Origin of the sequence: Microterricola pindariensis (assembly GCF_002936985.1) — a bacterium.
Lineage (GTDB): Bacteria > Actinomycetota > Actinomycetes > Actinomycetales > Microbacteriaceae > Microterricola > Microterricola pindariensis.
Genome location: NZ_MPZN01000011.1, coordinates 26,583 through 39,236, shown reverse-complemented (window position 1 = coordinate 39,236; position 12,654 = coordinate 26,583). Strand labels below are relative to the sequence as shown.

Below are 12,654 nucleotides of genomic sequence, written 5' to 3'. Positions count from 1 at the left end.
TTAGAACGATTTTCGTCGTATCAGAAAGCCCTACAAGCTGGGAGCAATAGCGTGACCACCAGGAACTGGTGTCGGCTGCATTCTCTGCAGGGGGACTTGCGAAGAGTGTCTCAGACGACGTCGAACCCGGAGATTCACTCGGCGAGGTCATAGTTCGTGACCGCCCAAAGTGACTCCAGACCCGAGCTTCCGAAACGCTCGCGCACGGTCTCTGAAGCGTGGGTCGCGTCGATTCCGAGGCCGATCACGACCCCTTGTGCTACTCGGGAGATGAACTCCCACTGGGTTCTCGTCTGAGTCTTCTCGGGTCGCTGCCAGGACTGACTAGCTTCGTAAATTTCGGGGGCACGTTCTGACAAGCGTTCGTCGAGTGCGCCGCCTAGTTGCGCCGCGGCGACGGCGATTCCGACAAGCGACCCGATCAGCTGAAGCTCCTGCCACTTCGTTCCGGTCCCGCCGTCCTTGAACTCGGGCGCCCAGGCCTCGGAATAGGCGGAATGGGCTTCGGCGGATTGCGCAATCCACTCGAAGACCGAACGGATCTTGGCTGCGTCCCGCAGTGGGTCGTACTTGTCATTGCGTACTCTCAGCAGGAGCGCATCAATGTGTTTCGCGGTAGAAGGCAGTCTGTCAACTTGGCTCTCGACAAGGAGCGTCGCGAGAATCCACGAGAGCACCTTTGTGCGCCGATAGCGAGACTCGCCAAATCCGTATCCAAGGAGTGTCGCTTGCAACTGCGCGATCTCTGGCCAGCCCTCCTCGATCGATGGGGCGATTTCGTGCACTGGAGTTCTCGGATCTGAATCCCCTGCGGCGACGAGTGTCGCCCGGGTGAGCTCTAATTCGTGAAAGATCGCGTTGCGGATTTCCTCAGCGTTGAGGTGCGTGCCTTGTCGGTTGTAGAGATTGAAGACCTCATGAATTTGTTGTTGGCTGGCGCGACTGTACACGATTACTGGAACCTTGTACTCGCTGTAGCCTTCAAACACTCCCTTGACCGAGGGCCTCTGATCGGCAACTCGAATAGTGCGATCCTTGATCTGCGTGTAGTACTTGCCACGAAGCGGTTCGAGATCCTCGCCTGCCAATCCGCGGTCATCTGTCCGGAGCTTGAATGGGAAGTAGTACTGTTCCTCGAGCGCGGAAGTCAGCGGCTCGTTGAATAGGCTCTTCCAGGCGCGTTTGAACTTCGGGTAGTCAGAATTGAAAAGCTCAACCAACCCATTGCCGGGTCGAAGCTGATCGGCATCTTTGACCCGGTCGATGGCAAGTGGATGCTTGCCGACAAAGCGGAGTATCGAAGTCAAGCGTTGCTTTCCATCGACGACCTCAAAGAGTTGTGTCCTCCCGTCTGACGGCTGAAGGAGGATCACGGATGGAAGGGGGATGCCCCGCAAAACCGACTCGATCAGGAGCTGTCGAGCGCCTGTTCCCCAGACATCCCCTCGCTGGTAGGACGGCGTGAGATTCAGATTTCCATCTTGGGCTTGGGCAACGAATTCGTTGATTCTCCAAGTATCGGCCTTCGCTGAGACCGGCTCTGGAGACGCAATGTCCTCGGACTCGTCCGCCTCGTCCCAGCCGCTGGCCCATGCGCGAGTAGCGGATTCGCGAGTGCCGCCGTCACTGAGGAACTCATCCGCAAAAAGGGTCTGCATTCTGACGGCTCGCTCCGCCCGCTCCCGAAGTCGATCCACCGCCACCGCAGTGAGTCTCGGAAACATGGTGGAACGGTCGATCGCGTCTATCTGGTCGGGGAAGCCAAGAGCAATAGAGAGGGCCTCGGCAAACTTCTCGATATCGTTGGCAGGAAGTTCGCTGTCGAACCGGAGCCAGCCTTGGACCGCCGCAACACACGCAATCCAGGCATCGGAGTCGAAGTTGACATCCGAGGAACGAAAAGGGAGCGAGACCTGCTCGAACTCCTTCGGGGTGTCAGTCTCGTTCGACAGAGCAGCCAAGAACTCAGCCACGTCATCGCGGATCTGCGTCGCAGGGTCGTCAACTTCGTTGTCCTCAAGCCTGTCAATCTCGTCGATCAATTTTGACCCCCTCGCTTAGATTTGCGTTCCTCATCGCTCCGCTGCGCCCGCGTCGCCGCCCGATCATGGGCCGGCACGTCCGTCGACTTCAGCTAGAGCCGCAAGGACATCCGCTTTGCCGATGCTAGCCTTCGCCTGCGAGCCGAACGGGTGCCGCCACACCATTTCGCAGCAGCGCCCCTTTCTGGGGTCAGGAATCCATCCTGGGCGCTAGCTGTCATATTCGGGCCTGGATATCAGCCTGGGCAAGACGTCCAGTCCTCCGGAGCAGTTGCGCGAGCACAGCCACACGCCTGTCGCCCCTACGTCCCATATCGACACGCAAGTTTTGCTGGATCGAGGTCCACGCTTTGACGAATTACTCGCGATCCTCACTGCCGCAAGCCAATCTGATGTTGCATTTCAACCGTTGTTCAGAATTCGCTGCCTCCTCGACGCCAAAAGGCAAGAGCGATGCGAGCGCGCTGCAACTAGCGCTGTCGGCTGCAGTGCTCTCAGACTGGCCGTTCGTCCCCCGCCGACGAACTCCAGTCCTCGTAGAGGACCGATGCGACGAGGATGTCGGTCGGGGCTAAAGCACCCGCGATAATGGAGCACGGGCAAGTGTCTCCGGAGCGTCAAGCGACGGCCGCATGACAGCCGCCTAGCACTAACGCTCTGGAGGACCGATTGAACAAGCCACGCGCGAGCAAACTGACGGTGCTCTCGTTGTTTTCTGGCGCCGGCGGGATGGATATCGGTCTTGAAGAGGCTGGCTTCGCCAACGTCGGCTGTATTGAAATTGATCGCGCGGCGCGGGACACACTGCTGAAGAATCGGCCTGACTGGAGAATGCTGGGAGATGGGGACATCATCAGCGTTTCCAAGACTCTGACTCCTTCCGAGCTAGGTTTGGAGGTTGGCGAACTCGATCTCTTAGCTGGGGGCCCACCGTGCCAGCCTTTTTCCGCCGCGGCTCAATGGGCGGGCAGCGGAAGGCGCGGCATGCGCGACCCACGAGCAAGAACAGTTGATGCGACCATGGAGCTGGTCCGAACGTTCCTGCCGAAAGCGATTTTGATGGAGAACGTGCTCGGATTTGTAAGGGGGAAAGGTGCTGCCATTGAGTATCTCGAGACGGAACTCGCGCTGATCGGGAATGAACACGGCGTCACGTACACGGTGCACTGGAAGCTTCTTAATGCTGCTGACTACGGAGTGCCTCAGAACCGACGTCGTGTGATCATCGTTGCGCTTCGCGATGGGGCCCCATGGGAATGGCCCACTCCCACGCACGTGGGGCGCCCCGTGCGTGCGTGGGACGTGCTTTCAAACATCCCGCCGCACGATCGTCCAGAACCCACTGGCAAGTGGGCGGAGCTGCTTCCGAGCATCCCTGAAGGCCACAATTACCAATGGCTTACAAGTCGCGGTGGCGGCGACGAGATCTTTGGTTATCGGACCAAATACTGGAATTTCTTGCTGAAGCTCGCGAAGGACCAACCATCGTGGACCTTGGCCGCGTCACCAGGGCCATCGACTGGGCCGTTCCACTGGGAGAATCGCCCGCTTAGCGTGCGTGAACAACTAAGATTGCAGTCCTTCCCGGATGATTGGCAGCTCACTGGTGACCACCGGACCCAGACAAAACAAGCTGGCAACGCAACGCCCGCGCTGCTTGCAGAGGTGATCGGCCGGCAGATCGCACTCACGTTGGGGGAGAAGTTGCATCTTCCGGCGCCTCGCCTGCTTGTCGAGCGCGGCCGCAGGCAGGCACCGCCTTCCGCGCCCGTTTGGCCGCTTCCAAGCCGATTTACTAGTATGCGAGGGCCGAAGGATGCCCATGCGGGGGAGGGCCGTGGTCCTGCTGCGATGCAACTAGCCGCGGACGAAACCGGACAGCTCGACCTAACTCGCATCGAATGAAATGAGTATTGATGGACGATAGCTTCCCAACCGACGGCAATCCCGTGATCCAGACGATGCAGGTTTCCGAGCTGAAGTTGGACCCGCAGAATCCGCGTCTCCCAGAGGAATTGTTAGGGCAGGACGAGCCCACACTCTTGGCTTGGCTTGAAGAATCTGAAACTCTCGAGGAACTCGCCTCCTCGATGCTCGCGAACGGTTTCTTTGCACACGAGCCGTTGGTTGTAAGGGCTACAGACGGTGGTGCGCCCTATGTAGTAGTCGAAGGAAATCGGCGGTTCGCCACACTAAGCATTCTTCTCCAGCTGCCTGCTGCACAAGATGGAGACCTCCACTTTGATTTTGAAGTCGAGCCCACTGATTCGCAGTTGGAACGCCTGAGAAGTGTGCCGTGTCTCGTGGTGAACCACGCGGACGACGTCCGGAAATTTCTTGGATTCCGGCATATTGGGGGTCTAAAGACATGGAAACCCGAAGCGAAGGCGAGGTACCTCGAGACGGAGGTTGACGCCGTGGCCGCTGAAGGTCGACCGAGCCCATTCAAAGAGGTTGGCAAGCGGGTAGGAACGAACGCGCTGGGAGTCCGCGGCCCATACGTGGCGCTTAAGGTCCTCCGCGTTGCTCGTGAAGAGCTAGGCCTAGGTGACCTCGCCGCAGCTGTTCTTCGGGACAGGTTCGGCGTATGGAATCGCCTATTGAATAGTTCAGAGGTTCGCGACTTCATTGGGTTGGGCGATGCTCTGGACTACGTCAGTGTGCAGCAGAGTCTGACTGAATTGAATTCAGAGAACTTGAGAAGAGTCCTCACCGATCTGTTGCCTGCTGAAGGCGCTCGACTGGCGGTTTTGCAAGATTCTCGGGATGCCACTCGATATGGTCGAGTGATTGCCAGCGAAGTTGCGCGCACGACGCTTGCTGCTCACGGCGATCTCGATCTCGCGTATCAGCTCGTAGACAGTCAAACGTTCAAGAAGAGGGCTTGGGATCTCACGCGCTCTGTCGAAATTCTGACGCAGAACATCGACTCGTTTGACATTGGCCCGGAAGAGGTTGCAATCGCAGGAAGCCTGCTCACCGCAGCGCGAAATCTAAACGCTGTAGCAGGAAGCCGGCTCGATGAAGCGGATTGAGCCTGACGCGGACCGATACGGGTCGCTCGTCAGGGCAAGTTTTTTTGCCGATTACCTGGAACTTCTCGCGCTTCACGGCTCGAAGGCCCGACTCGAACAACTCAGAGACCTCATTGGTGAACTCTTCTCGCGCAAACGTGAGATTCTTTTCAATCCGGCAAGGGATGACGAACTTCCGGATTGGGAGGTTACGGATCTCGCCGATGAGGCCTGGACGTGCCTTCTTCAAAGGAAGGATGTGCTCGGATCCGACTACCCCTTTGACGTTGGTGTACGATCATTGACTCTCCGTCCCGGGATCGACATTGAAGAGTCTCCGTATGTAGGCGTACTTGCGATCACCTTGGCCCATGCATTTGACTCCACACATACCAACAAAGTGGAGTACTTGTTCGAGGAGCTGGTGGCCGATGCGATGGAGAATGCCGGCCTCACAGTTGGTCGAGTCGGCCCTATCTCCAGGGAGCAAGGTCTCAATTTCGTGGACACGATGGCCGCGGTTGGGCTGGAACTGGGTATTGCGATTGACGCGAATGCTACGGTTCGTCGAAAGAACGCCAATGACGAAGACGTCGATCTGATCGGCCATTTTGACTGGCGTGTGAATCGAAAAGGGCGTTGGTTCTTCATTTGCCAAGCAACCTGCGCGAAGAGCGATGAATGGCGAAAAAAGGCTCAGGAGCCGGCGCCGGACGATTGGAAACTTTTCCTCGGGGAAGTGACTCCGCCGACCGCCTTCTTGGCTGTACCACATCACGCGGAGGATCTCGCCCTCAAGTATGTCTCGTCTATTCGGCGCAACATTCTGGATCGACCTCAGATCGTGAAGAATATGTCGACTGTGTCCGCCAGCTTGAAGTCGGTAATACGGACTGTTATGGAAGCCGACTATCAATCGCTTCAGGTATGACTCGTGCCGATAGCGCACCAGGCATACTTCGAAGGCTGTGCACGCATCTGACCGAGGCGGAGATTTCGATCGCCGGGGACGCTCAGGTCTCGGTCGAGACCGGTGCTGTCCGCGGCAAGCACCGGTCGCGGGCGGACTACCCAAGCAGGTGACTGAGCACCCGCCCCGCGACGGCAGCGCGGTCTGCGTCGGTCGCGAGCTGTTCGAGGCCGAAGCCGAGCATCACGGTATCGGCGGTGGTCACCGCCGCGACGATGCCGCCGAGGCCGTTCGTGCGCACGAAGTCTGAGGCGTTGCCCGGGCTGGTGGCCGGTGCCCCGGGAACGCTCCAGGCGCCGAGCCCCGTCTCGAAGCCCTCGGCCTCCGATTCACCGGCGGCCGTCACCAGCTTGGTGTCGTCGACAATCAGGCCGGTGCCGCCCGTGGCCGGGTCGGTGACGTAGCTGACCGAGAGCTCCACCTGCTGGCCGGCGAAAGCGCTGAGGTCGTAGGAGACCGGCACCCATCCGCCGGAGGAACCGGTGAACGAGTTCCACGTGCCGGTGGAACCGATCGGCAGGCACGGGTTGGCGAGCGCGAGGTAGTTCGCGAGCTGCGGGTGCTCCTCGAGGAGGAAGCCCGCCTCGCACTCGGCCGGCACCTCGCTCGAGGTCGCCACATCGCCGGGGGTACCGTCGGCGGCATCCGCCAGCGTTGTCCAGTTCGTGCCGCCCGCGGTGCGGGCCTCGACGATAACGTGGTCGTAGCCCTCCTCAGTGTCGAAGGAGAACTGGGCCGCGAATGCCGGGGCGGCGGTGGCGGTCAGCGCGCCGAGGTCGTAATTGCGGACGAGGCGCTGGTAGCCGTCGTCGATGTGCGGGGCGGCCATCGCCCACGAGCCCTCGATCGCGATGAACGGGCCCTGCGGGTCGGCGTAGTCGGCGACCGCGCTGCTGGCGAACTGCGGGAACTCGTCGACCGGAAGCGTCGCGCTGGTGGGGGAGAGGGCACCGGCCTCGTCGACGGGGTTGTCGACCGTGGCCAGGCCACCGAAGAGGGCCGAGATGCCGTCGAGCGGGGCCGCGGTTCCGACGACGCCGCTGGCCGCGAGCGGGGTGCGGCCGTACTCGCCCATCCAGTACTGGGTGAAGTCGTCGGCGTAGAGCAGGCAATCGCTGAAGGCGTCCCGGGTCACGGCGCAGGGCTGGTCGGGGGCGCCGTCCAGGCCGTAGTAGATGCCTCCGAGGGTACCGGCGAGGATGCCGTAGTAGCCCGTCGTCTCACCGGTGTAGGCGAGCTTGCCGCCCTCGTTGAGGTAGTCGCGCAGCGCGATGGTGAGGTACTGGGTGCGCTCGGCCACCGACAGGTCGGGCAGCGCCTGGCTGCCGAACTCGGTCAGTTCGTCCTCCGGGTCCTGGGTGAGCCGGTTGTCGCCGAGGTACCAGAGCGCCGCGTCGTAGTGGCTGAGCACGGCAAGCGGATGCGGCACGCCCTGCGCATCGACATCCCACACGTCCGGGGTCACGCCGTTGGCCTCGAGCGCCGCCACGTGCGCGTCGAGGTACTTCGGCGCGGTGGTGCCGGCCGGGTAGGTCGGGTTCACGCCGGTGTAGTCCTCGTTGGCGATGACGAGCGCCGGATTGCCGGTGTCCTGGGCGAGCGTGTAGGTGAAGTGCTCGCTCTCCTTCTGGCGGAACGACTTGCCGTGCACGGCATCCTTCAGCCCGGGCCGCGCGGTGAACCACACCTCGACGGTGTCGCCGGGCTTGGCGCCCTTCACGACGCCGCGGTACTCGGCGTAGTAGTCGGTGTTCTCCGCGCCGTAGCGCTCGCCGCCCTGCCACTCTTTGGTCAGCGCGTACTTGGTGCGGCCGCCGTTGATCTTGTAGTTGAGGGTCTTCAGCAGCAAGCTGCGCTTGGCGACGACGGCCACCGGCTGCGGGTCGCCGTAGGAGACGCTGAAGCTGTCGACCTGGAAGTCGGGGGTGTCGAGGCCGACTACCGAGACGGGGTCGTCGGGGTCGAGCGCCGACTCGGCGACGGCCAGCGCGAACGGCACGTTCTTGGCGTACTCGGCCTGGATGAGGCCCTCGTCGTCCGGGAAGTTGAAGCCGCTCAGGCAGTCACCCGACTCCCACGCGTCATCCGGAATCGAGTCGGAGACGGTCTCACAGGTCGTCATCTCCGGAGTGAAGCCGAGCGTGCCGTAGGCCTCCTGCATGTGCGAGTCGGTGTCGCCGTTGGTCGTGTACAGCTCGGCCGAGATGTCGGGGTCGTAGCCGGGCACGGCCGGTTTGGCGTCGTCGCCGACCATCGCCTGGTAGATCACGTCATCCGGCGACGGGGTTGCCACCTGCCAGCCGATGCCGTGCAGCAGCAGCTCCGAGGCGGAGTGGTAGTTGATGAAGAACTCGGGGGAGAGGCGCTTGAACAACTTATCGAGCGCCTGCGTCTCTGGCTCGGATGCCGGCGCGGTGCCGCGGTACGTCTCGCTGGCCGGGTTCGGCGACGAGCCCTCATTGTCGTAGCCCCAGCGGGTCGGGTAGTTGCGGTTCAGGTCGACGCCGTCGCCCGTTCCGATGACCCCGTCGCCGTTGTTGTCATGCAGGTTCTTCCGCCACAGCCGTTGACCCTCTTGGAACGTGAAGTCGTACCCGTCGGGGTTGGCCACGGGGATGAACCACATCTCGGTCGAGTTCACGAGCTTGGTGATGCGCTTGTCGCTGCCGTAGCCGGTGAGCACCTGGTCGAGCAGGCGCCGCACCATCTCGGGCGTGATCCACTCGCGGGCGTGCTGCGCGCCGATGAAGACCGTCGTCGGCTTCTTGCCGTCCTTGCTCGCCTTCGGGTTCTTCGTCACGCGCACCGCCGTGATGTCCTGGCCGTTGACCGTCTTGCCGATCACCTGCAGCTGCGCGATCTTCGGGAAGGCGGCCGCCTGCGCCACGAGCTCCTCCTGGAGCCCGTCCGCGCCGCTGTAGGGGCGGAACACGCCCGCCGCCTGGGCGCTGCGGCGGCCGGCATCCGGCGCCGCCTTCAGCTCCAGCTCGGTGCCCGCCTCGGCGAGCTCGCTCGCCTGCTCGCCGCTCAGGATCACCTGCACGTCGAATCCGCCGTCAGTGGTGGGCGCCGCCGCGACGTCGTGCCGGTCGACGCCGAGGTCGACGAGAGCGGCGAGGCCGGCGGCATCCACGCTGCCTGTGTAGACGGAGAGCTGATCGGATGGCTCGGGCGGCGGTGCGCTCGCCATGCTTGGTGCTGCGCTGACGCCTGTGATGACGAGAGCGGCGACTGTGGCGATGGCAAGCTGACGGAACATGAGCACTCCTGGCGTCAAGCAGAACAGTGGCAAGCCGAACGATTCACATCTTTGACCCCCCATTCGGGTTACGTCAAGCGCAAATCGAGTGCGATACGCGCATTTCCTGCGTTCAGGCCCGTTCGGGGGATTCGGCAATTGCGGTGATGGGCGTTACGGTGAGTGAGAAACTCTCAGGGGAGCCGATGGCTAGTACCGCAACGATGCGCGAACGATTCGCGGGCCAGCTCGTCATCGACGAGACTCTGCGCCACCAGGCCGGCGCGACGCCCCGCACTCCGCTGCAACGCTTCTTCGGGCGCTCGCCGCTCGCCGAGGAGGCGCGCTCCTGGTACCTCGGCGCGCTCGGCGAGATCGCTGTCGGCGGCATCCTCGAGCGCCTGCCGGAGGGCTGGGCCACGCGGCACGCCCTGCCAGTCGGCACCAAGGACACCGACATCGACCACCTGGTGGTGGGGCCCGGCGGCGTCTTCACGATCAACACCAAGCACCACGCCGACAAGGGCATCTGGGTGGCCGGACGCGCGCTCATGGTCGACGGGCAGCGCCAGCCGTACATCCCGGCCGCGACGGGCGAGGCCGGCAAGGTCGCGAAGCTGCTGAGCAGCCGGCTACCGCATCCGATTGCGGTGCACCCGCTGCTTGTGTTCGTCGATCCGAAGCGCATCACGGTGAAAGAGCGACCGGAGCGGGTGCGGGTGTTGAACTCGCACGAGGTACGCCGATGGCTCCGCGAGCAGCCGGCGGTGCTCAGCGCTGAGGCCGTCGCGGACGTACTGGCAGTTGTTGATGACCCTACGTCGTGGCGGGCGACGGATGTCGGCGACCACGTCGCGGCGCGCAGCCAGTTCGCGGCGCTGCACGCGGAGGTGCGGGCGGCGCGGAGGCGGCGACGACTGTGGGCGTTCGCCGGCATGGCCGCGGTGGTCGCGCTGCTCGTGGGGCTGTGGACGCTGCTGCCGCTGATTCTCGGCGCGTTGGTCGGGTAGAGGGCGCTCTCGGCTTCGGTCGCTGGCGCTCCCTCGAGCCGACGTGGAAAAGGGAGGGGAGGGGCAGTGTCCGTCTAGCCGCCGAGGTGGAAGAGGCGCCTGCGTCTAGTCGCCGGCGGAGCGCTCTAGGGCGTCGTCGAACTGGTGGTGCGTCTCCAGGTAGCTGACCACGAAGGGGCAGCGGGGCACGATCGTCTCCCCACGGTCGCGGGCATCGCTGAGCGCCCATTCGACGAGCTGTGTCGCGATGCCGCGCCGGGTGAAGGCTTCCTCGGTCACGGTGTGCGTGAAGACGATGCGTTCCGACGGGCGGAGCCGGTACTCGGCGTAGGCCGCGACATCCGCTCCGACGAGTGCCTCGTAGCGGCTCGCCTCATCGTTGCGGCGGATGGTGACGGTGGAGGTGTCGACGGCCTCGGGCTGCACTGTGGATTCGCTCATGGGAGGGGTCAACGCGGGTGGACCGGTTTGTATGCCCGGTGGGGCGGCTGGCTTCGGTCGCAGGCTCCCTCGAGCCAACGGGGAGGGCGGGCGCTCAACGAGCGATGATCGTGATGACCGCGGTGATGAAGCCGGGCAGGGCGAGCAGGGTGAGCAGCGCCAGCGCGATGCGGCCGGCCAGCGCCACCGAGCGGGACACCCACCAGCGCCCGACCGCCGGCGCGATCAGCGCCCCGAGAGCGGTGGCGCCCGCGCCGATCAGCAGCAGGACGCCGATCGGAAGGTAGACCACGGCCGCGAGCAGCGGGGCGTAGGCCAGCCACGGACGCGCGGGGCGCAGCGGCAGGCGCCTGCTGTACCAGCCGAACACCGCGGCCAGCAGCATCCCGTGCCCCAGGACGAGCACGGTGAACAGGAGCACGGCCAGCCAGCCCGGCCCGAGGAAGGCGAAGTCGGGGTTCCGCGCGCGCAGCGGGTCGTCGATCGGAGCCGCCACCACCAGAAGGAGCAATCCGAAGATCAGGCCGCCCAGCCAGCCGCGGGGGAGCCAACGATGGATGAGCGCGAACAGGACGGCGGAGAGGAACGCGTTGGGGAGGACGCCGAAGATCAGCAGGGAGAGCGTGCCGTCGACGGAGATGGTGCCCACGAGCGCCTCCGCCTCGGTGTGGCTGCCCTCGGCGTGCGGCGAGGTGAGCGCCAGCACGCGCATGACCAGGCGGGAGGCGGGCAGGCTCCAGAGCAGGGCGGTGCCGAAGCACGCGACCGTCACGACGGTCGCCCACCACAGGTAGCGCCGCAGCGCGGCGCGAACCCGCTGGACCGGGCCGGCAGGTGCGGGTGGTGTGTTGGCGGATGCCGGGGCGGCCGATTCGGGTGGCGCGGGCGGGGCGACGGACGCGGCGGGCGACGGCAGCGGCGACCCGGGCGGCACCGCGACCGGGGCGGAAGCCGGCACCGACTCCGCGGGGTTCGGCTGCACCGCCCGGCTGCCTGCGCTCGCCGAGAGCCCGACGGCATCCGGCGGGGTCAGACTCAGGCGGCGCCAGGCGACCATGAGCGCCAGACCGCAGAGAGCCAGCGCGATGCACACGAACACAATGAGCATGGGAGGGCCTTTCCGCCGCAAGTCTGGGGGACGCGGAGCCGCGCCACCACAGGGATTGCCCGGATGCGGCGAGCTGGTTTCGGACGCACGCTCCCTCGCACCAGCGGGCGCGACGCGCAGCGTCGCGCAAGGCGGCAGCCCACTCCAAGGAATCCTCTGGACAGTGACCGATGCTTGCGGGGTTGTGCCCGCGGGAGGAGGATCGGCCCATGAACATCGTCTTCTGTGACATGGCCGTCTCGGTGGACGGCTTCAGCGCCGGGCCGAACCAGAGCCTGGAGAACCCGCTCGGGGTCGGCGGCCTGCAACTGCACCGCTGGCATCTCGAGCGCCCCGAGGAGAGCGCGGCCGAGATCGCGGCCATCGTCGACGCGGGCGCGTTCATCATGGGGCGCAACATGTTCGGGCCGATCCGGGGCCCGTGGGATTCCGCGGGGCCGGAGGAGTGGCGCGGCTGGTGGGGCGAGGAGCCGCCGTACCACGGCCCCGTCTTCGTGCTCACCCACTACCCGCGGGAGAGCCTGGAGATGGAGGGCGGCACGACATTCCACTTCGTGACGGACGGCATCGCCGCCGCCCACGAGCGGGCGCTCGCGGCATCCGGCGGCCGCGGGGTGTCGATCGCCGGGGGTGCGTCCACGGTGCAGCAGGCGCTGTCCGCCGGCCTGCTCGACGAGCTGCGCCTGCACATCGCGCCGGTCGTGCTCGGCGCGGGCGAGCGGCTGCTCGAGGGCGTCGGTGACGTGCAGTTGGAGCAGCTCGGCGTGACGAGCTCGCCGCTGGTCACGCACGTGCGCTACAAGGTGCTGCACTGAGGGCTGCGCCGAGGCC

The 12,654-nt window shown here is 64.4% G+C and carries 9 protein-coding genes; 5 read left to right on the top strand and 4 right to left on the bottom strand.

The genetic code is table 11. From position 1 onward, the window contains the following. Positions 1-134: 134 nt before the first annotated feature. Positions 135-2,042, bottom strand: a complete 1,908-nt coding sequence (locus GY24_RS05225) for a DUF262 domain-containing protein (protein WP_202972908.1) — start codon at positions 2,040-2,042, stop codon at positions 135-137. Between the two features lie 669 nt (positions 2,043-2,711). Between GY24_RS05225 and GY24_RS05220 the strand changes: the two genes are divergently transcribed. The 3 genes from GY24_RS05220 to GY24_RS17460 are packed head-to-tail and all read left to right on the top strand — an operon-like array spanning position 2,712 to position 5,987. Then, the gene (locus GY24_RS05220) at positions 2,712-3,947 is read left to right on the top strand and encodes a DNA cytosine methyltransferase (RefSeq protein WP_133161125.1); all 1,236 of its coding nucleotides are present in this window, start codon (positions 2,712-2,714) and stop codon (positions 3,945-3,947) included. Positions 3,948-3,958: 11 nt separating this feature from the next. Then, positions 3,959-5,077 carry a ParB N-terminal domain-containing protein gene (locus GY24_RS17370; protein ID WP_112287888.1) on the top strand — a complete coding sequence of 373 codons (1,119 nt, stop codon included), beginning with the start codon at positions 3,959-3,961 and terminating at the stop codon, positions 5,075-5,077. After that, positions 5,064-5,987, top strand: coding sequence for a hypothetical protein (locus GY24_RS17460; protein ID WP_133161124.1), 924 nt, complete (start codon positions 5,064-5,066; stop codon positions 5,985-5,987). Before GY24_RS17370 ends, GY24_RS17460 begins: the two co-directional genes overlap by 14 nt. Positions 5,988-6,123: 136 nt before the next feature. Here the strand turns inward: GY24_RS17460 and GY24_RS05215 are convergent, their stop codons facing one another. Continuing rightward, entirely contained in the window at positions 6,124-9,285 is a 3,162-nt protein-coding gene (locus GY24_RS05215) for a M14 family metallopeptidase (RefSeq protein ID WP_104474685.1), read from the bottom strand. Positions 9,286-9,470: 185 nt separating this feature from the next. Between GY24_RS05215 and GY24_RS05210 the strand changes: the two genes are divergently transcribed. Further along, positions 9,471-10,274: a nuclease-related domain-containing protein gene (locus GY24_RS05210; RefSeq protein WP_161498690.1), complete on the top strand. Its 804-nt coding sequence runs from the start codon at positions 9,471-9,473 to the stop codon at positions 10,272-10,274. 105 nt (positions 10,275-10,379) lie between these two features. Here GY24_RS05210 and GY24_RS05205 read toward each other — a convergent pair whose 3' ends face one another. Together GY24_RS05205 and GY24_RS05200 are read right to left on the bottom strand one after the other, a co-directional pair. Further along, a complete protein-coding gene (locus GY24_RS05205) occupies positions 10,380-10,715 on the bottom strand; it encodes a GNAT family N-acetyltransferase (RefSeq protein WP_104474683.1) in 336 nt (111 codons plus the stop codon). A gap of 94 nt (positions 10,716-10,809) precedes the next feature. Next, positions 10,810-11,823, bottom strand: coding sequence for a hypothetical protein (locus GY24_RS05200; protein WP_104474682.1), 1,014 nt, complete (start codon positions 11,821-11,823; stop codon positions 10,810-10,812). Positions 11,824-12,032: 209 nt separating this feature from the next. Between GY24_RS05200 and GY24_RS05195 the strand changes: the two genes are divergently transcribed. Further along, entirely contained in the window at positions 12,033-12,638 is a 606-nt protein-coding gene (locus tag GY24_RS05195) for a dihydrofolate reductase family protein (RefSeq protein ID WP_104474681.1), read from the top strand. The last annotated feature ends 16 nt before the right edge of the window (positions 12,639-12,654 follow it).